The sequence below is a fragment of the Parasaccharibacter apium genome (genome assembly GCF_002917995.1).
Taxonomy (GTDB): Bacteria; Pseudomonadota; Alphaproteobacteria; order Acetobacterales; family Acetobacteraceae; genus Bombella; species Bombella apis.
The window spans coordinates 1-19,636 of the sequence record NZ_LMYH01000008.1 but is presented as its reverse complement, the minus strand read 5'-3'; the positions used below and the strand labels follow the sequence as shown (position 1 = coordinate 19,636).

Annotated in this window: 14 protein-coding genes and 1 tRNA gene; 4 read left to right on the top strand and 11 right to left on the bottom strand. The window is 61.4% G+C overall.

Annotated elements, in window-relative coordinates; translation table 11 throughout:
• Positions 1-882 (top strand): Tim44 domain-containing protein (locus ASO19_RS03840; RefSeq protein ID WP_103765437.1); only part of this gene is annotated, 882 nt, incomplete at its 5' end.
• 234 nt (positions 883-1,116) lie between these two features.
• Here ASO19_RS03840 and ASO19_RS03835 read toward each other — a convergent pair.
• The 3 genes from ASO19_RS03835 to ASO19_RS03825 form a co-directional block, all read right to left on the bottom strand.
• A complete protein-coding gene (locus tag ASO19_RS03835) occupies positions 1,117-2,082 on the bottom strand; it encodes a heme o synthase (RefSeq protein WP_103765434.1) in 966 nt (321 codons plus the stop codon).
• Positions 2,083-2,093: 11 nt separating this feature from the next.
• A complete protein-coding gene (locus ASO19_RS03830) occupies positions 2,094-3,233 on the bottom strand; it encodes a heme-copper oxidase family protein (protein WP_103791299.1) in 1,140 nt (379 codons plus the stop codon).
• A gap of 169 nt (positions 3,234-3,402) precedes the next feature.
• Entirely contained in the window at positions 3,403-4,059 is a 657-nt protein-coding gene (locus tag ASO19_RS03825) for a class I SAM-dependent methyltransferase (protein ID WP_103765432.1), read from the bottom strand.
• A 184-nt stretch (positions 4,060-4,243) separates the two neighbouring features.
• Between ASO19_RS03825 and ASO19_RS03820 the strand changes: the two genes are divergently transcribed.
• Entirely contained in the window at positions 4,244-4,546 is a 303-nt protein-coding gene (locus ASO19_RS03820; protein ID WP_103765431.1) for a hypothetical protein, read from the top strand.
• Between the two features lie 40 nt (positions 4,547-4,586).
• Here the strand turns inward: ASO19_RS03820 and gshB are convergent, their stop codons facing one another.
• The 4 genes from gshB to uvrB are packed head-to-tail and all read right to left on the bottom strand — an operon-like array spanning position 4,587 to position 9,168.
• Complete coding sequence (gene gshB, locus ASO19_RS03815; RefSeq protein WP_081563030.1) at positions 4,587-5,573, bottom strand: glutathione synthase; 987 nt, start codon at positions 5,571-5,573, stop codon at positions 4,587-4,589.
• A gap of 59 nt (positions 5,574-5,632) precedes the next feature.
• Positions 5,633-6,133, bottom strand: coding sequence for a transcription elongation factor GreB (gene greB / locus ASO19_RS03810; protein ID WP_043560592.1), 501 nt, complete (start codon positions 6,131-6,133; stop codon positions 5,633-5,635).
• Positions 6,134-6,139: 6 nt separating this feature from the next.
• The gene (locus ASO19_RS03805; protein ID WP_103765430.1) at positions 6,140-7,048 is read right to left on the bottom strand and encodes an aldose 1-epimerase; all 909 of its coding nucleotides are present in this window, start codon (positions 7,046-7,048) and stop codon (positions 6,140-6,142) included.
• 2 nt (positions 7,049-7,050) lie between these two features.
• Complete coding sequence (gene uvrB / locus ASO19_RS03800) at positions 7,051-9,168, bottom strand: excinuclease ABC subunit UvrB (protein ID WP_103765429.1); 2,118 nt, start codon at positions 9,166-9,168, stop codon at positions 7,051-7,053.
• Positions 9,169-9,350: 182 nt separating this feature from the next.
• Between uvrB and ASO19_RS03795 the strand changes: the two genes are divergently transcribed.
• Positions 9,351-9,707, top strand: coding sequence for a hypothetical protein (locus tag ASO19_RS03795; protein ID WP_086431097.1), 357 nt, complete (start codon positions 9,351-9,353; stop codon positions 9,705-9,707).
• 63 nt (positions 9,708-9,770) lie between these two features.
• Here ASO19_RS03795 and ASO19_RS03790 read toward each other — a convergent pair whose 3' ends face one another.
• The 4 genes from ASO19_RS03790 to ASO19_RS03775 form a co-directional block, all read right to left on the bottom strand.
• Positions 9,771-11,129 (bottom strand): ABC1 kinase family protein, encoded by a 1,359-nt coding sequence (locus ASO19_RS03790; RefSeq protein ID WP_043560600.1) that lies wholly within the window; start codon positions 11,127-11,129, stop codon positions 9,771-9,773.
• A 72-nt stretch (positions 11,130-11,201) separates the two neighbouring features.
• Positions 11,202-13,061: a M3 family oligoendopeptidase gene (locus ASO19_RS03785; protein ID WP_258036070.1), complete on the bottom strand. Its 1,860-nt coding sequence runs from the start codon at positions 13,059-13,061 to the stop codon at positions 11,202-11,204.
• A gap of 93 nt (positions 13,062-13,154) precedes the next feature.
• The gene (gene gltB, locus ASO19_RS03780; protein WP_258036078.1) at positions 13,155-17,705 is read right to left on the bottom strand and encodes a glutamate synthase large subunit; all 4,551 of its coding nucleotides are present in this window, start codon (positions 17,703-17,705) and stop codon (positions 13,155-13,157) included.
• 8 nt (positions 17,706-17,713) lie between these two features.
• A complete protein-coding gene (locus tag ASO19_RS03775; RefSeq protein ID WP_103765427.1) occupies positions 17,714-19,144 on the bottom strand; it encodes an NAD(P)-dependent oxidoreductase in 1,431 nt (476 codons plus the stop codon).
• Between the two features lie 325 nt (positions 19,145-19,469).
• Between ASO19_RS03775 and ASO19_RS03770 the strand changes: the two genes are divergently transcribed.
• Positions 19,470-19,556: transfer RNA gene (locus ASO19_RS03770), tRNA-Leu, on the top strand.
• Positions 19,557-19,636 lie beyond the last annotated feature (80 nt).

Sequence of the window (19,636 nt, the reverse complement as noted above, 5' to 3'; positions counted from 1 at the left end):
TCCCTGGGCAGCCGGGGCTCCCGCACCTATAGCCCCCCGCCCCGCACCAGCCTCACCCCCAACTGGACCCGGCCCATGGACCGCAGCATGACGCCCCGCACGCCGTCCTATGCCTCTCCGGCACCGGAGAGCGGCTTCAGTCGGCCAAACTTCGGCAACAGCATGCGACCACCCTTTGCCATGCGGCACCCCTTTCTGACCGGGCTGGCTGGTGGCTTCCTTGGGGCCGGGCTGTTCGGAATGCTGAGCGGGCATGGCTTCTTCAGCGGTTTCAGCGGGGGCGGCGGGTCCTTCTTCGGCTTCCTCATTCAGGTGCTGGTCGTTGCCTTCATCATCAATTTCCTCATCAAACTCTGGCGGAAACGGTCTTCCAACAACACCATGTCCAGCAATGCAGGTGGCTCTGGCCTGTTTGGTGCAGCCGGTGGCGCTTCCTCCCCCTTCACCAGCCAGCCGCAGCAGGCTCCTTCGCAGGGCGTGACCCTGACGCCTGATGATTACAGCACCTTCCAGCAGTTGCTGATAAACGTACAGGCTGCCTGGAGCGCACAGGACATGATGTCCCTCCAGCGCATGGCGACGCCTGAAATGGTCAGTTACTTCAACAACCAGCTTTCCGAGCTGACAAGCCGTGGTGCCCGCAACATCGTCTCTGATATCCAGTTCCTGCGGGGTGACCTTGCCGAAGCCTGGCGGGAAGGCACAATCACCTACGCCACCGTGGCCCTGCAATATTCCGCCATTGATGTCACGACCGACAGCATGGGCAATGTTCTGGACGGCAGCAAAACCGAACGCCAGACCATCACGGAACTCTGGACCTTCCTCCGTGCCGATGGCCGGGGCAACTGGATCCTCTCCGCCATCCAGCAGGCCGGGTGACCACTCCCCTGGGCGAGAGGCAGCCACCCTGCCTCTCAGCCGCCCTCACCTGAATGAAAAAACCCCGCTTGCCTGAACCTTTCATGGACAGGCAGGCGGGGTTTTCTTTCCCATCTACGAGAAGACGTCACAGTCGGTACAAAGCCACCACGAACAGGGCCAGCGTGAAAAAGGAAAGCCCGAGAACGATGCCGAAGAGACGGCCCTGGCGGCGGGAAGGAGTGTTATGATCGCTCATGCCAGAAGAACCCTGTCAATCAGAAGGCCACAGAAGAGGAAGAACAGATAGGCTAGTGAATAGCGAAACGCATGACGGGCCGGTTTATCTTTCGTCAGGCTGTTCCCCTTCTCATCCTGTCTGTCGAACAGGACCCGCAGGCCGTAATAGATGAAACCGAGGTCCAGCAGGCTGGCACAGACCGTGTAGAACCAGCCACACTGCCCGACCACGCTCGGCACGAGAGACACGGCCCCCAGAATGAAAGTGTAGATGACGATCTGCCAGCGTGTATGGCGTGCGCCCTTCACGACTGGCAGCATGGGGATGCCCGCACTCTCGTAATCCTTGCACGCATAAAGAGAGAGCGACCAGAAATGCGGAGGCGTCCACAGAAAGACGATGGCGAACATCACCACCGGCAGCACGTCCAGCGATCCCATCGTCGCTGCCCAACCGATCATGGGGGGGAAAGCTCCGGCTGCGCCGCCAATCACGATGTTCTGCGGCGTGCTGCGCTTGAGCCACATGGTGTAGATCACACCATAAAAAAAGATGGAAAAAGCCAGAATCCCTGCCGCCAGCAGGTTGGTCGCCAACCAGAGCAGCACAACGGAGGCTACCGACAGCACAACCGCATAAACCAACGCACTCGTTGGTTCGACCCGCCCTCCGGGAACAGGACGAACGCGGGTTCGCTTCATGATCGCATCAATGTCACGATCATACCACATGTTGATGGCACCCGCCGCACCGGCCCCGATGCAGATGCAGGCAATGATAACCAGCCCGACAGGTACGGACGGCCATTTCGGCGCTACGGCCATGCCCGCCAACCCGGTGAAGACCACAAGTGAAATCACTCGTGGTTTGAGCAGCGCCACCCAATCTTGCAGAGCCGTATCACCAGCATGTCCCTCGACACGCAGCGCCCCCAGAAAACGGGCCAGTGGAGAGGCCGAAAGACCGGATGATGCCTGCATGGAAAAACACCTTACTCTTCAGGAAAAAGCCCCATTGTCCCTTGGGTCCGCTCTACCAGCAGGCCATACCAGACCATTCCGGCAGACAGGGCGAACATGAGCAGGCTGCAGCCCATCAACAGCACGGCAGGCACGATCAGCTGCGGCAGAATGGAACAGAGCGCCCCGACAAACGTGATGAAAGCATGAATCATGCCAAAAATGGAAAAAGATCGCCCCCACCGTGCCAGTCTGGCCCCGCACCAGCCATAGAAAGCTGCACTGAGAGCAAGAAGGCTGCCGAACATCACAAGCTGATGCCCTGCCGCCCCCAGAACGAAGGCCCCCGGCGGCACCCCCTGTATGCCCCAGACTGGTTCGGTCAGCATGGCGGCCCAGCCAGCGAGCAGCGATACAAGCCCACCGGAAGCCCAGGCCGCCACTGGCCCCGATGGCAGGGCAGTACGCCATATATCCTTGGCAAAGGCTACGAGAAGAACCAGACAGGGAACCCCTAGCCCGATGCTCAATCCAGCACTGTAAACCGATGACGGAAGCCCGCCGAAGAGATGGTCAGCCCAGAGCAGAACAGGCACCACACCCATGACGCCAAACGCATGGGGAGCACAGCGGGGTACCCACCCCTGCTCCTTCTGCCCGGGCAGAAGAGCAGCCATGATGATGCCAAGCGAAGGCACGCTCAGCAGGGTCATTTCCACACTGCCACGCAGAACCGTCAGAAGGGCTTCCGGCCCGGCACCAGCCAGACCACTCCGCAGCAGAAAAGCCAGCAGAACGGGAGCGATGATGAGCACAGACAGAGCATTGGCCAGAAACGCCCAGACCAGCGGCGGAAAATCACGGAAGGGGATGGACCGCATCTCCAGAACCGTGGCCAGCACATTGAAAGCCAGCGCCAGCACGCCAATGCTCCAGAGAGCCAGCCCGACAAACGGCATGACCGGCAGCAGAAAGGCACCTACAGCCAGCACGCCAAAACCGGTACGGACCGCAAACGGCAGAGCCATGCCCTCGCCTTTCAGCAGGTCCGGCAGGAACCAGCGGGCCATCCCGCCCAGAAAAGCCGGGCATACAACATAAAATGTCATCAGCACGGCATGGGACACAACGACACCAGGAGACGGATGCACATGCAGGAAAGGCAACCCCATGGCGCCCCCCAACATGCCAGCAAACAACGCCAGCAGAAAAAACGCCCCACCGCTTCTCCCATGACGGGATGAAGATACTGTCTGAAATAACGGCCTTGAAGTCACTCTATTCCGCCAGCCTGTTGCCACCATGAAACATCTGCCTTTCTCGAAGGCAGATGGATTTCCCCTACTTAGTCTTCTCAGGCGGCAATGTCACGAGGGTGAACAGACCCGCCGGAGGGACGGGCACGATGGTCGCCCGGGCCATATCCTCCGGTGGAAGCAGGGATTCAATGGCAAAATCAGGATGCCAGCCCAGCGCACGGGAGGCCCGGGCCATGACCTTCTCCACCTTCAGCCGAAGGCCCCCACGGGCAAGGAAATGGTTGACAAAAAGGATGTGTCCCCCCGGTTTCACCACCCTCTTCAACTCTGCCAGAAGCAGGTCCGGATGAGGCACGACAGAGGCCACGAACATGCCGACGGCGATATCAAAGCTGTTATCGGCAAAGGTGGTATGTTCGGCGTCCATCACCATAAGTTCATCAACATTACGGAGACCTTCCCTCTTCACACGCTCCCGGGCAAGGGCCAGCATGTCTTCCGAGAGGTCGATTCCTGTAATGCGTTTGTCGGACCTGTAGGAAGGAAGGGCCAGCCCGGTTCCAACTCCCACCTCCAGCACACGCGTGCCCGGAAGCGCATTGACAGCCGCCACGGCCCGCCGTCGCCCGAAAGCAGATACACCGCCAAAAACCTTGTCGTACATGCGGGCCCAACGGCGATAGGCATCACGTACGCTGTCAGCATCGAGGGAAGAACGGGGTTTAAGGGAAGACACCATGAAAATGCAGCCTCAACTGTCTGCCCCCAACAAAGCGGGGAGCATTATCGCTACTGATACCGATCAGTCCGCCCCTTTCTTGCCCCCCAACGCCCTTGGCTGACAAGGTATTCTGACGATATTATGCGAAAAAATTTGGTCTACCTGTCCAGAACAGAACCAGAACTCATGACTGGATCACACGATGAAGCATCTCGATCTCATATTGGCCCTTCTCTGCCTGTTTTTCTGGGTGGCCCTTTATGTCGTCTATTACCATGAAAGACTGTTTCCATGGCTCATCAACAGGTTCAGCCGGGACAGACCAGCCAGGGACCTGAAGGTGGAAAATGGATATTTCTCTGATGGCGTACCCATTCCATTCCGGGACAATCTCTATCCTTCCGACCCTGAAAAAGATGCCAGGACAGAGGACGGCTCCACATCACCGGAAGAGCCTCCCCACGAGACCGTAACACGGAAAACGGACCAGACACCAAACAGGTGAAAGGCCTGACCATAGGGCCAGGCCGCTTCCATGTTTCCTTTCAGGAAAGACGGGCCTCGATGCAGTCCCAGATCATCCCGGCACTGTTGATGCCATCAAAACGGTCCAGTTCCTGTAGGCCCGTCGGGGAGGTGACGTTGATCTCCGTCAGCCAGTTCCCGATCACGTCAATCCCCGTGAAAATGAGGCCATGTTCCTTCAGGTACGGACCAATGGTCCGGCAGATTTCCCTGTCACGGTCCGTCAGTTCCACACGCTCGGCACGGCCGCCGACATGCATGTTGGACCGGGCATCACCCTGCGCAGGAACACGGTTGATTGCCCCGATCGGCTCGCCATCCACAAGGATGATGCGCTTGTCCCCCAGCCGCACGGCAGGCTCATAACGCTGCACCATCAGCGGTTCACGGGAGCGGGAGAAGTGCATCTCCAGCAGGGAGGAGAAATTCTCGTCATCCTCCTTCACCCGGAAGATGCCCGCTCCGCCATTGCCATAAAGCGGCTTCAGGATGATGTCCCTGTGCTTCTGCCGGAAAGCGGCAATCGCCTCCCGGTCCCACGTCACCAGCGTTGGCGGCATGAGCTGGGGAAAATGCGTGACCAGCAGCTTCTCCGGTGCATTGCGTACGGAGACCGGATCATTCACCACGAGGGCCTGCCCCTCGCCCGTGCCATGAACATGCTCCAGCATGTGGGTGGCCGTGATGTAGCCCATGTCGAAAGGCGGGTCCTGCCGCATGAGCACGACATCACATGAGCCGATGTCCAGAACCTCCTCCGGGCCAAAGGCAGCATGATCGCCTTTCTTCCGCTGTACGGTCACCCTGCGGCTCCGGGCCTGAAGACGGCCTGCCGTGCCCTTTCCTTCCAGCAGGGACAGGGTGGTGGGGTGATAGACATGCAGCTCGTGCCCACGACGCTGGGCTTCCAGCATCAGGGCAAAGGTGGAATCACCATCGATGTTGATGTCTTCCAGCGGGTCCATCTGCACGGCAACACGCCGCCGGGAGGAAGAGGACTGGACCATAAGAATAACTCCGCAAAAGCAGTTCAGGACCGAACGGTTTCTTTCAGGCCCCCACCATATCAGGCCGGGTCTGGATAGGCGATGGACAGCACTTCCACAAGGACGGGGCCGGATGGTGTCTGCATGGTGACCTCGTCATGCACGGCCGCTTTCATGAGAGCACGGGCCACCGGAGCCTGCAGGCTGACCTCCCCATGCTCCAGCCGGGACTCATCCACGCCAAGAATCGTCACGGTATAATGACGGTCCTCCTCATCCGCATAGCAGACGGTGGCGCCGAAGAAGACACGGTTCCGGTTGGTCTGGGCTGCCGGGTCCACAATCACGGCCTGATCCAGCCGTTTCGTCAGGAAGCGGATGCGCCGGTCGATCTCCCGCAGGCGGCGTTTGCCATACTGGTAGTCCGCATTCTCCGAACGGTCGCCATTACTCGCCGCCCATGAGACGACCTCCACGACCTGCGGCCGCTCCTTCTGGGTCAGCTCTTTCAGCTCAGCCCGCATCCGGGCCGCACCCTGTGGGGAAAGATAACGGTGCAGGGCAATCTTCTCGGCGGCCATGCGGCGTCAGCCTTCCGCCGGACGACGTGAGACATCAGCACGGAAGCGGATCATGCCACCAAGGCTCTGCCCCGGTGCCAGCACATGCACGCCACGCCCGGCGATCTCCGGCCTGTTGAGGGCATCCGTCATGCTCGTGACCGGCTCGATGGCCACATAGCCCTCCTCCGGCTGGGAGAAGACCACCAGATGCAAGAAAATCCGGTCCGCTTCCACCGTCAGGTCTGGCAGACCCCCGGGCTGCTCCAGCCGGACCTGACCGGCAAACCCGGCAAACCCGTTATCCAGCTTCAGCTCCTCAAGGGCCTGCCCTTTCGAAAAATCCCACTCACCTTCGCAGGATTTTTTTTCGGTCGGCAGGCCGTGACCGTCCGTCAGCCAGACCGAGTCCGCTGCGAATTTCAGGCGGGATTTGGCCTCCGAATGGAAGAAAGGATGGAACCCCAGACCGACCGGCTGATCGACCGTATCGCTGTTCCGGATCACGATGGAGACATGCAGCCCGTCCGCCCGCAGCTCGTAGGACATGACGGCCCGATAGGCATAGGGCCATTCCCCCCGACCGGCTTCATCATCAGAAGGCGTGTGATCGAAAGTCAGGATGGCGTGACTGTCCGTTCTGTGCGCCACCTGCCATTCATGCTCCCAGCCATTGCCATGGATGGGATGCGGGCAGCCCCCCATGTTGGGGACAAGCCTGTGCTCCTCTCCCCCGAAGGCAAAATGGCCGTCTGCAATCCTGTTGACATAGGGCAGCAGAGGATAGGCCCCCACGGCCACGCCCTTCTGGTTCCGCAGGGCCGGATTGGCGACCGGACGGAGCATCTCATGCCCCTGCACCTGCCACTGGCCAAGGGCAGCCCCCGTCTCCGGCAGGATGGTCAGGCTCTGCCCGTCTCTCTTGAGTTCCAGCATGGTCAGTCCTTCTTTTTCCGTCTGGTCGTCTTGCGTTGTCTGGCCTGCGAAGCTGCCGGGGCCGGAGCAATGAGGCCAATGTCACTGGCCTCCCGCCGGTGAATCTCGTCCCGCAGGGCGGCGGCCTGTTCAAAGTCCAGCTCAGCTGCTGCTTCACGCATTTTCTTGCGCAGATCGTCAATGGTGAGCTGTGGATCAGACTCCGGCGAAGCTTCCTTGCCCGCCAGCTCTTCCTGAAAGAGCGTGTCGCTGATGCGGCTGCGGACCGTCTGCGGCGTGATGCCGTGCGCCTCGTTCCAAGCCATCTGCTTTTCCCGGCGGCGGGCCGTTTCCTCGATGGCGTAACGCAGGCTGTCCGTCTCCTTGTCCGCATAGAGCAGGACACGGCCATTCACGTTGCGAGCGGCTCGGCCGATCGTCTGCACAAGAGAGGTGCGGGACCGCAGGAAGCCTTCCTTGTCCGCATCGAGAATCGCCACAAGGGCACATTCGGGAATATCCAGCCCTTCCCGCAGCAGGTTGATGCCCACAAGAACATCAAAGGCCCCCAGCCGCAGGTCCCGGATGATCTCCATGCGCTCCAGCGTATCAATGTCGGAATGGAGATACCGCACCTTCACGCCATGTTCGGAAAGATATTCCGTCAGGTCCTCAGCCATGCGCTTGGTCAGGGTCGTGACGAGGACACGGCCATTCTCGGCAATGGTCGCCCTGGCCTCATGCAGCAGGTCGTCCACCTGCCCTTCCACGGGTCGGATGATGGTGATGGGGTCTGTCAGGCCGGTCGGACGGATGATCTGCTCGGCAAACACGCCTTCCGTCTGTTCCATCTCCCACGGCCCCGGCGTGGCGGACACGAAGATGCTCTGCGGCCGGAAGGCATCCCACTCCGAAAAAGACAGGGGCCGGTTATCCAGACAGGAGGGAAGACGGAACCCGAAATCTGCCAGCGTTTCCTTGCGGGCACGGTCTCCCCGTTCCATCCCGCCAATCTGGGGCACACCGACATGGCTTTCATCCACGATCAGCAGGGCATCTTCCGGCAGATACTCAAAGAGGGTTGGCGGCGGATCACCGGGACGGCGACCTGAAAGATAGCGGGAGTAGTTCTCAATTCCCTTGCAGACGCCTGTCGTTTCCAGCATTTCCAGATCAAAATTGGTCCGTTGAAGGATGCGTTCTTCCTCCAGCGGCTTTCCCTTGTCCCTGAAATACTGGATGCGGTCCTGCAGTTCATCCTTGATGCTGACCATCGCCTGATTGAGCGTTGGGCGGGGCGTCACATAATGGGAGCTGGCATAGAGGCTGACCTCTTCCAGATCAGCCGTCTTCTCCCCCGTCAGCGGGTCGAATTCGGTGATGCTTTCCACCTCATCCCCGAAGAGCATGACACGCCACGCCCTGTCCTCGTTCTGGATGGGGAAAATGTCCACCTGCTCCCCCCGCACCCGGAATGACCCACGCTCGAAGGCCAGATCATTCCGCTGGTATTGCAGCTCCACCAGATGGCGGATCAGGTCGTCCCGATCGATGATCTCCCCCGGCACGAGGCGGATTTTCATGCGGGCATAGGATTCGGGCGAGCCGATACCATAAATGCAGGACACGGAGGCCACGATGATAACATCGTTCCTTTCCAGCAGGGCCTGCGTGGCAGCATGGCGCATCCGGTCTATGCGCTCGTTGCGCTGGCTGTCCTTCTCGATGAAGGTATCCGAACGGGGCACATAGGCTTCCGGCTGATAGTAATCATAGTAGGAAACGAAATATTCCACCGCATTGTCGGGAAAGAACTGTTTCATCTCACTATAGAGCTGGGCCGCCAGGGTCTTGTTGGGAGCCATGATGAGCGTGGGCCGCTGCGCCGCCTCGATCACCTTGGCCATGGTGAAGGTCTTGCCCGACCCTGTCACACCCATCAGCACCTGATCCCGCTCCCCGGCCTGCAACCCGTCCAGCAGGGCGGCAATCGCCTGCGGCTGGTCCCCGGAGGGTTCGTAATCCGATTTGACGACAAACCGGTTGGTCTTCGGTTTGGCGGGCTGTTTTTCAGGGAAAAAATCCGTCTGACGGGGCGCGACCGGTTTTTTCTTTCTGCGGGACGACGAAGAAACTGCCATGGCCCCTAGATGGGAGCATGTTCCTGCCACCACAAGATGCCTCTGACGGAATAAATGGAGCCACCCGTTTCCGGCTGTTCATTCCTCATAAAAAGACTGGCAGTTTTTACAGGGTCGTTTACCATCACACCGCCTCTTCACTGCCCTATGAGGCTCCACTTCCACAAAAAGGTCAGAACCTTATGGATATCGAACAGATCGAGCAGAGCTACACGCAGTTCCGCAACACGGCGCAGCAGGCCTTCCAACTGATTGACCGGCTGATCGGCCAGATGCAGGACGCCTCGCAGAATGGCGACACACAGGCCGGGGAATGGGCTGCGAGCCTCCAGCAGATTTCCTCCATCTTCCAGAATGGCCAGGGCCATGCCGGGGACCTCGTCGGCCAGCTGGCCGGTCTGGTGAGCCATCTCGGCGAGAAAAACGGGGGCGAAAGCTCCGGTGAGCAGAGCAGCGGCTTCGCCAGCTTCGGCAAGGCCCTCCAGCAGGACGTGATCCAGGAAATCGGCGGCAACCTGCTGAGCAAATTCTTCCGCTGACAGTTCCCTGCCCATCCTGACAGGCAAGGCCGGACCGGTATGCTCACCCGTCCGGCCTTGCCTTCATCTGGCGGGCTGGACCTGCGCCTTCCGCAAGGCATCCTTCTGCCGGGCCGCCAGAACATCCACATTGAAATCCTGCGTCAGCTCCATGAAGAGCCGGTGCCAGTTCACCCGTGCTCCCAGCCGCAGGAAGGCACTGCCCAGCCCGATGGCCGAGCGGTCCAGCATGACGAATTCCCGTGGCAGAGTGATGCCGCCCGTGCGCTTCAGCCCGTCATAGACATGCTCCAGCACCCGGCGGGCCTCCTGCGGGTTGTTGCTCTCTTCCACGTTGCAGATTTCATCCGTCATGAGAGGACGATAGAAGAAGCGTGCCCACTCATTGAGCACGGCGGCCCGCTCCCGTGAAATGTCCCTGAAGCCCCAGTCATGATAGGCCTCGTAGGCCCGTTCCTCATCGCCATCCCGCAGGGCATCGAAGAGAGACAGGACACCACCGACAAACCGGGGCGAGAAAATGCGTACGGAACCGAAATCCAGCAGGTTCAGCCCACCATCCTGCCGCACGGTGAAATTGCCCATATGCGGGTCACCATGCACGACACCATAATGATAGACGGGCCTGTACCAAGCCTTGAACAGCGCAATTGCAATGGCGTTGCGCTCTTCCTGCGGGAGCTGTTCCTCCAGCACGGACTTCATGGAGCGGCCCCCCACCCAGTCCATCGTCAGCAGCCGTTCCGTGACCAGCCCGGGTACGGGGGCAGGCACGGTAACTTCCGGCACGTCCGCCAGCATGAGCCTGTAGAGCCGCAGGTGGCTGGCCTCCCGTGTGTAATCCAGCTCTTCCCGCATCCGTTCGGCCAGTTCGGCATAGACCTCATCCTGCCGGATGGCATTGCCCACGAGGCTGAACACGCCCAGACCCCGCTTCAGCTGCCGGAGGTCCTGCTCCATGGCTCCCGCCATGCCGGGATATTGCAGCTTGCAGGCCACCTCCCGCCCGTCGGCCAGAGCCGCACGATGCACCTGCCCCAGTGACGCCGCCGCCACGGCCTCATGGCTGAAAGACCGGAAGCGGGATTCCCACCCCGCCCCCAACTCGGCCCTCATCCGCCGCTGGACGAAGTTCCATCCCATTGGCGGCGCATTGGCCTGGAGATGGGCCAGCTCCTCGGCATAGTCATCAGGCAGGGCACCGGGAATGGTCGAGAGAAGCTGGGCAGCCTTCATCATCGGACCTTTCAGGTTGCCCAGAACGGCCCGCAGCTCCTCCGCATGGCTGGTCGTGTTGCTCCGCAGGCCCAGCTTGTGCCCGGCCATGCGGGCCGCAACACCCCCCACCATGCTGGAGGCCCGGAACATGCGCTGCATGTTATCGACAAAGCCCGTCCTGTCGATGTCACGTTCACGTGCCATGATCTCAACCCTTACCTGTTGCCCTGTCAGGCAGTGTGCCAGCCTGCATGGCGTGCAGGCCGGCTTTCATCCTCATGCAGCCGGTTCAGCCTCAAGCTGGTCGATCAGCCCGGAAATGACATCCAGACCACGGTTCCAGAAGGACGGATCACCGGCATTCAGCCCGAACGGTGCGAGCAGCTCCTGATGGCGCAACGTGCCACCGGCGGCAAGCATCTCCTTGTATTTTTCCGCAAAGCCTGCCGGGCTGTCCTGATACACGCCATAAAGCGCATTCACCAGACAGTCGCCAAAGGCATAGGCGTACACATAGAAGGGCGAGTGGATGAAATGCGGAATGTATGACCAGTAGAGGTCATAATCCGGGGTGAAGCTGAAGGCCGGGCCAAGGCTGCGTGTCTGCACGTCCCGCCAGATTTCACCAAGACGCTCGGCAGGGATTTCGCCCCTGCGGCGTTCATCATGCACCTGCACCTCGAACTGGTAGAAGGCGATCTGCCGCACGACCGTGTTCAGCATGTCCTCCACCTTGGAGGCCAGCAGATGATGACGGCGTTTCGGATCGCTCTCCGCATCCAGCAGGGACTGGAAGGTCAGCATCTCCCCGAAGACAGAGGCCGTCTCGGCCAGCGTCAGCGGCGTGTCGGAACGGAGATAGCCCTGCTTCTTCCCGGCCAGCATCTGATGGATGCCGTGCCCCATCTCATGGGCCAGCGTCATGACGTCACGGGGACGGCCATGATAGTTCATCAGCAGGTAAGGATGCACGGAGGGCACGACCGGATGGGCAAACGCCCCGGAAGACTTGCCCGGTACGGCTGCCGCATCGATCCACGGGCTGTTGAGGAACGTGCTGGCATGGCGGCCCATCTCCTCATCAAAATCCTGATAGGCACGCTGGACGATCGCCTTGCCCTCATCCCAGCTCAGCCGCCTGTCCTGCACGTCGGGCAGCGGGGCATTGCGGTCCCAGTGTTCCAGCTTGTCCAGCCCCAGCCAGCGGGCCTTCATGCCGTAATAACGGTGGGAGAGACGGGAGAAGGACGACTGCACGGCATCCACCAGCGCATCCACCACCTCGTCTTCCACCATGTTCGCCCGGTTGCGACTGCTGACAGGCCGGGGGTAACCCCGCATGGTATCAATCGTGGCCTTGTCCTTGGCCAGCGTGTTGGTGATGCCCACCAGCAGCTTGTTGTTGGCTGCCAGCGTGGCACTGATGGCCCTGGCCGCCCCTTCCCGCTTTTTCCGGTCGCTGTCCGTCATGTAATTGAACACGTCGCCCAGCAGCTGCTCTTTCCCCTCGAAGGAGACCATCAGCCCAGCCATGGTCTCGTCAAACAGCCGCACCCACGCATTCCGGCCAGAGACGGCCATGTCCATCAGAACACGCTCAACCTCATCGGAAAGCTGATAGGGGCGGAAGACCCGCAGGTCCCGCAGATAAGGCTTCCATGAGGCCAGCTCCGCATTCTCGCTGAAGCCTTTCTCAAGGGCTGCATCATCCAGCCGGTTCAGCTCCAGCGGGAAGAACAACAGGAAAGCTGAAATGGCGGTCAGACGTTCCCGCACGCTCTGGGCGAAACGGCCACAGGCAGGGTCGGTCGTGTGGGCTGCAAAGAGAAGCTGGGAATAGGAACCGATCTTCCCCAGCCCTTCCTCGATCACCTCATAGCCCTGGAGGGCGTGGGCCAGATCGGCCGGAGAGGCCTTGCCCAGCGTACCCTTCCAGCGGCTTTCAAATGTCCGGGCCTCATGGTCCAGCCGGACGAAATCCGACTCAATGGCCGGGTCCTCCGGGGAGGCATAGAGGTCGGAAAGGTCCCAGCGGGGGGCGGCCACGGGCGCAGCCGCCTCACCTTCCGGGGCGGAAACCTGCCTGCCTTCCGGCAGACGGGCAAAAGAGCGTGTCTTGAGAAATGATGTCATCATCCCTGCAGACTAGCCAAGCGAGGGGGCTGTGAAAACTCTCTTTTCTGTCACGGTCCATCCTCCAGCCCCGCAGCCCTGCCCGGGTGGCCCCTGTCAGGCTGACAGGCTTCTGAGATCGGCCTCCTCATACCCGATGATGCGGGCATAATCCTTCGGCACGACATGCCAGAATTTCGGCAGAACCTCCTCCCAGTGGTGAAGAAGATCCGCCGCATAGGCACTGCCCGTCTCACGCTCGTGCCGCTCCACGAGGCCCCGCAGCTCATCTTTCCACCGTCTGGCCGTCACGGGCTGGCACATGACCGTGTCGTGATTCACCCGTTTCGGGAAATCGCCATCACGGTCCAGCACATAGGCCGTACCACCCGTGAAGCCTGCCCCGAAATTGTCCCCGGCCTTGCCCAGAACAGCGACCGTACCGCCTGTCATGTATTCGCAGCCATTGGAGCCACAGCCTTCCACCACGGCCACGGCACCGGAGTTCCGCACGGCGAACCGTTCCCCGGCCTGCCCGGCGGCAAAGAGTGCTCCCGCCGTCGCACCATAAAGCACCGTGTTGCCGATGATGGAATTCTTCTCCGTGGCGCAGGGTGTCGCACTGCTGGGCCGCAGCACCAGAGTGGCCCCGGAGAGCCCCTTGCCGACATAATCGTTGGCATCACCTTCCACCTCGATGCGCAGCCCCTGTACGGCGAAGGCCCCAAGGGACTGACCGGCAGACCCACGCAGGGAGAGCGTCAGATGCCCTTCCGGCAGGCTGGCCATGCCGAAGCGACGGGTGATGAGGGATGACAGCCTCGTCCCCACCGCACGATGCGTGTTGCGGACGATATAGTGCAGATGCAGCTTCTCCCGCCGCTCGAACAGCGGCTGCGCATCAGCGATGATCTGTGCATCCAGCGTGTCCGGGACCTCATTGCGGCCCTCCAGCGTGCAGTGACGGGCAAAGCCGCCCGTATCCGCCTGCACCAGCAGGGCGTTGAGGTCCAGATCATCCAGATAATCCGAGCCACGATAGACCTGATGGAGCAGGTCCGTCCGGCCGATGATCTCCTCAAGGGAGCGGTATCCCAGACGGGCCAGAATGTTGCGGACATCCTCGGCGATCAGCGTGAACAGGTTGATGACCTTCTCCGGCGTGCCCTCGAACTTCTTCCGCAGCTCCTCATCCTGCACGCAGACACCGACAGGGCAGGTATTGGTATGGCACTGCCGCACCATGATGCAGCCCATCGCCACGAGGGCCGCCGTACCGATGCCGAACTCCTCGGCCCCCAGCATGGCGGCGATCACCACGTCACGCCCGGTCTTGATTCCACCATCGACACGCAGCTTCAGCCGGTGGCGCAGACGGTTGAGCATCAGCACCTGATGGGTCTCGCTCAGCCCCATTTCCCACGGCAGGCCGGCATAATAGATGGAAGACTGGGCACTGGCCCCCGTCCCACCGGAATGGCCGGAGATCAGGATGGCATCAGCCTTGGCCTTGGCCACACCGGCGGCGATGGTCCCGATGCCCGTCCGGGCCACGAGCTTCACCGTCACGGTCGCCTCCGGATTGATCTGCTTGAGGTCGTAGATCAGCTGGGCAAGGTCCTCGATGGAATAGATGTCATGATGCGGCGGCGGCGAGATCAGCGTGACGCCCGGCGTGGCATGACGGAGACGGGCGATCAGCTCCGTGACCTTGAAGCCCGGAAGCTGGCCTCCCTCACCCGGCTTGGCCCCCTGTGCGACCTTGATCTCCAGCTCCCGGCAATTGTTGAGATATTCCGCCGTCACGCCGAAGCGGCCGGACGCCACCTGCTTGATGGCCGAGGACGCATTGTCCCCGTTGGGCCGTGGTGTGGCCCGGGCCGGGTCCTCGCCTCCCTCGCCGGAATCGGACTTCGCCCCGATGCGGTTCATGGCGATGGCCAGCGTCTCATGCGCTTCCGGACTCAGCGCACCGAGGGAGATGCCCGGGGCAACCAGCCTGCGGCGGATCTGGGTGATGCCTTCCACGTCATCCACGTCAATGGACCGTGCGCTGGAACGGAAATCCAGCAGATCACGCAGGGCGACCGGCTCCTGCGCCTCCAGAGCGTCCGCATAACGGCGGAAGAGCCTGTAGCTGTTGGCCTGCACCGCCGTCTGAAGCATGTGGACCGCACTGGCCGAAAAGGAGTGCGCCTCCCCACCCGGGCGGATCTTGTACCGCCCCCCGATGGGCAGCGGAGACACGTTGGCGGGCTGCCATGCCTGCCTGTGCGCCTTGATGACGTTCCGGGCGATACCGGGCAGGCCGATGCCCGAAATGCGGGACGCCATGCCGGGGAAGAACTCGGCCACAAGCGCACGGGAGAGGCCGATCGCCTCGAAATTGTACCCGCCACGATAGGCCGAAACGACCGAAATCCCCGCCTTGGACATGATCTTGAGCAGCCCCTTGTCCACGGCCTTGCGGTACTGCTCCATGGCCTGCCGCAGGGTCATCTTTCCGAACAGCCCCCGCTGGAGACGATCGGCAATGCTCTGCTGGGCCAGCCACGGATTGACCGTGGAGGCCCCCACTCCGACCATCACGGCGAGGCTGTGCACGTCCAGCACATCGGAGGCCCGGACATTCACGGAGGTGAAGGTCCGCAGGCTGTGATTGGTGAGATGGACATGCACGGCCGCCACGGCCAGCACCATGGGAACCGCCACACGGTCCTCCGTGGCGTGTTCATCGGTCAGGAAGAGATGGGCACAGCCACCCCGCACGGCATCCTCGGCCTTCTGGCATATCTGCGTCAGGGCCGCCCGCATCCCGTCCTCGCCCTCGGCCAGCGGGAAGGTACAGTCGATGACCTCACCCTGCCTGCCGCACATCTCCTGAAGACGGCTGAATTCGCCATTCGTCAGGATGGGGCTGGAAAGCTGGAGAAGCTGGCACTGGCCCGCTTCCTCGGCAAGGATGTTGCCCAGATTACCCAGCCTCGTCACCAGGCTCATGGCCCGTGTTTCCCGCAGACTGTCGATCGGCGGATTCGTCACCTGGCTGAATCCCTGCCGGAAATAGTGGGACAGCCCCCGATAATGCAGGGACAGCACCTGAAGCGGCGTGTCATCCCCCATGGAGGCCAGAGCCTCGCTGCCATTCTCCACCATCGGCTGGAGCGTGGCCTCCATGTCCTCATAGGTCAGGTTGACGGCCAGCTGGCGACGACGCAGCGTCTCGGCGTCAATGCCGTCCGGTTCCATCACCTGGGCCATCAGCGGCCCGACATCCTCGATGCCGTCCCTGATCCAGCTCTCATAATCCTGCCGGTTGATAAGCATGTCCAGCACGTCATCCGGCGTGTAGAAACGGGCTTCATCAAGGTCCAGCGCAAGGGTCTGCCCCGGCCCGAGCCGCCCACGCAGGGCGATGGCCTCATCCGGCACACGCACCATGCCCGTCTCGGACCCGACGATCAGCAGCCCGTCCTTCGTGATGCTGTAGCGCAGCGGCCGCAGACCGGCCCTGTCCAGACCGGCGATGATCCAGCGGCCATCCGTCCCGCACAGGGCCGCCGGACCGTCCCACGGCTCGATGACGGCATTGCAGTAGCGGTAGAATGCCTTGGCCCGGGCGGACAGGGAAGAATTCGCCCCCGCCGCTGCCGGGATCAGCAGGGCCTTGGCCGATGGTGCCGTCCGTCCAGCGAAGGTCAGAAGCTCGAAGACATTGTCCAGAGCGGCCGTGTCGGACCCCGCCACCTGCACGACAGGCTTGAGGGCCTCCATGTAGTCATCCAGCACCGGGCTGCTCAGCCGTGTCTCATGCGCCCGCATCCAGTTGACGTTGCCGGAGAGCGTGTTGATCTCCCCGTTATGGGCGATCTTGCGGAAAGGCTGGGCGAGCTTCCATTTCGGGAAGGTGTTGGTGGAATAACGCTGGTGATAGATGGCAAAACGGGAGACAAACCGTTCATCCAGCAGGTCCGGGTAAAAATCCGTCAGGTTCTCCGCCAGAAACATGCCCTTGTAGATGAGGGAACGGCAGGACAGGGAGCAGATGTACAGCTCCACCTGTGCCCGTGTCGCCTCCTGCTCGATCCGACGACGGATGACATAGAGGTCCCGTTCCAGCGTTTCCTCATCACGCCCCAGCGTGTTGCGGATCATGATCTGCTCAATCTCGGGACGGGTCTCGTTGGCCTTCTCGCCAATGCAGGCCGTATCAATCGGCACCTGACGCCAGCCATAGATGCCGTAGCCGAACCGCAGGATTTCCGTCTCGATGATCTGGCGGCAGCGTTCCTGCGCTCCCAGGTCCGTGCGGGGCAGGAAGACCATCCCGACGGAGATGCGTCCCTCGATCCGCAGGTCACCCGCATTATGGATGGCATCCTCAAAGAAATTCTGCGGGATTTCCACATGGATGCCAGCCCCGTCCCCCGTCTTGCCATCAGCATCGACGGCACCACGGTGCCAGATGTTGCCCAGGGCCTCGATGCCCGCCTGCACCACGGCACGGCTGGGCCTGCCATCCATCGCCGCCACAAGCCCCACACCACAGGCATCATGCTCCTGCGCCGGGTCATACAGCCCTTCCAGCCGTTCAACATTGGCCTGATAGGCCTTCACGAAGTCCCGTGCCGTTTCCGGAGCGGATGTCATGGTCGTGGTTTCGTTCATGGTGGTCATCAGGCACACTCCCCGACAGATGTTGCGGTCCGGGCAGCCCCGGCAGACAGATGGTTCATGATGGAATCGGCGGCGTCCCGCCCGTCCCGGATGGCCCAGACGACGAGGCTCGCCCCCCGGACGATGTCCCCACCGGCAAAGACACCCGGCAGGCTGGTTTCATGCCCGCTGCCGGAGACCTCCAGCGTGCCCCACCGTGTCACGGCGAGGTCGGGCCGGTTCCAGAGAACCGGCAGGTCTTCCGGCTCGAACCCCAGCGCACAGATGACCAGATCGGCCTTCAGTTCACGGGTGGATTCCGTCGGCTCCACGGCCCGGCGGCCCGCCGCATCAGCTGCCCCGAGGCGCATCTCCCGCAGGCGGACGGCCTTCACCCTGTCATCGCCAAGGAAGGCCTCCGGTGTCAGCATCCACTCAAAGCGGGCTCCCTCTTCCTCCGCATTGAGAACCTCCTGACGGGAGCCGGGCATGTTGTCACGGTCCCGACGATAGGCGCAGACCACCTCCTTCGCCCCCTGCCGGATGGCCGTGCGGACGCAGTCCATGGCGGTATCACCGCCCCCCAGCACCACGACACGTTTGCCTTTCGCTGTCAGGCCAGCAGTCTCATGCTCCGTCTGGGAGGCCTTGAGGTAAGGAAGGGCCTCCACCACGTTGGCCAGACCGGCCCCCGGCCCCTTCACCTGCCGGGCACGATACACACCCGTGGCCAGAAACACGGCATCATGCCGCTGACGCAGTTCCTCCAGAGGCAGAGCACCATCGCCATGCCCGACGGACTGCCCCAGGTGGAAGATGATTCCCTGTTCCTCCAGCAGCTTCCAGCGACGTTCCACGACGCTCTTGTCCAGCTTGAAGCCCGGAATCCCGTACATCAGCAGCCCGCCGGGTTTTCCCTGCCGTTCATAGACGTGCACCTCATGCCCTGCGGCCCGCAGACGCTCGGCACAGGCAAGACCGGCCGGGCCGGACCCGACAATCCCCACGCTCTGCCCCGTTTCCTCGGCGGGCAGACGGGGCAGGACCCAGCCTTCCGCAAAGGCCGTCTCGGTAACATACCGCTCCACGGCCCCGATGGTCACGCTGCTGAAACCCGGACGGATGACGCAATTCCCTTCACAGAGACGGTCCTGCGGGCAGATGCGGCCACAGATTTCCGGAAAGCTGTTGGTGCTGGAGGAAAGTTCATAGGCTTCCTTCAGCCGCCCTTCCGTCGTCAGGCGCAGCCATTCGGGAATGACATTGCCCAGCGGGCAGTGGACCGTGCAGTACGGAATCCCACACTGGGAACAGCGTGACGCCTGCTCCTGCGCCCTCTGAGGGCTGAACCCGGCGTAAATCTCGCCAAAATCCTTCCGTCTCTCGGCAGCCGAGCGTTTGTCCGGGAGTTTCTGGGAGCAGTTTACGAACCGCAGCATCTGTTCAGCCATTATGACATCAATCCCCGTCTTGCCTGCACCGTGAAGCGCAGAATGGTCCTTATCGCCCCAGCACTAAACAGCTCAACCATAAAAGACCAGACAGTACCGCTTACCTAATGAGCATCATAACATCCTGAAAATGCGCATGATTGTCATTTTCATTTTACAAAATAAGTCCGAAACGGACCTATTATCACCCTGACATCATTCCATTCGTTTTTTTTTCAAAAGGATGCATTTTCCTCATTGACGTCCCCCCTCCTGCGCCGTAAAAGCATCTTCAACAGAGCTGAGGCGGCTTCCTCACGGAGACAGCTTTCTCTTACAGCTTTATGCCCAGATGGCGGAATTGGTAGACGCGCAGGCTTCAGGTGCCTGTGTCCGCAAGGACGTGGAAGTTCGAGTCTTCTTCTGGGCACCAAGGCTTTCTCCCCTGACATGCAGGGCAGAATTGTCCCCTCTCAGAAAATCCGGTGAATCTATGAGCACTCCGCGTAACGC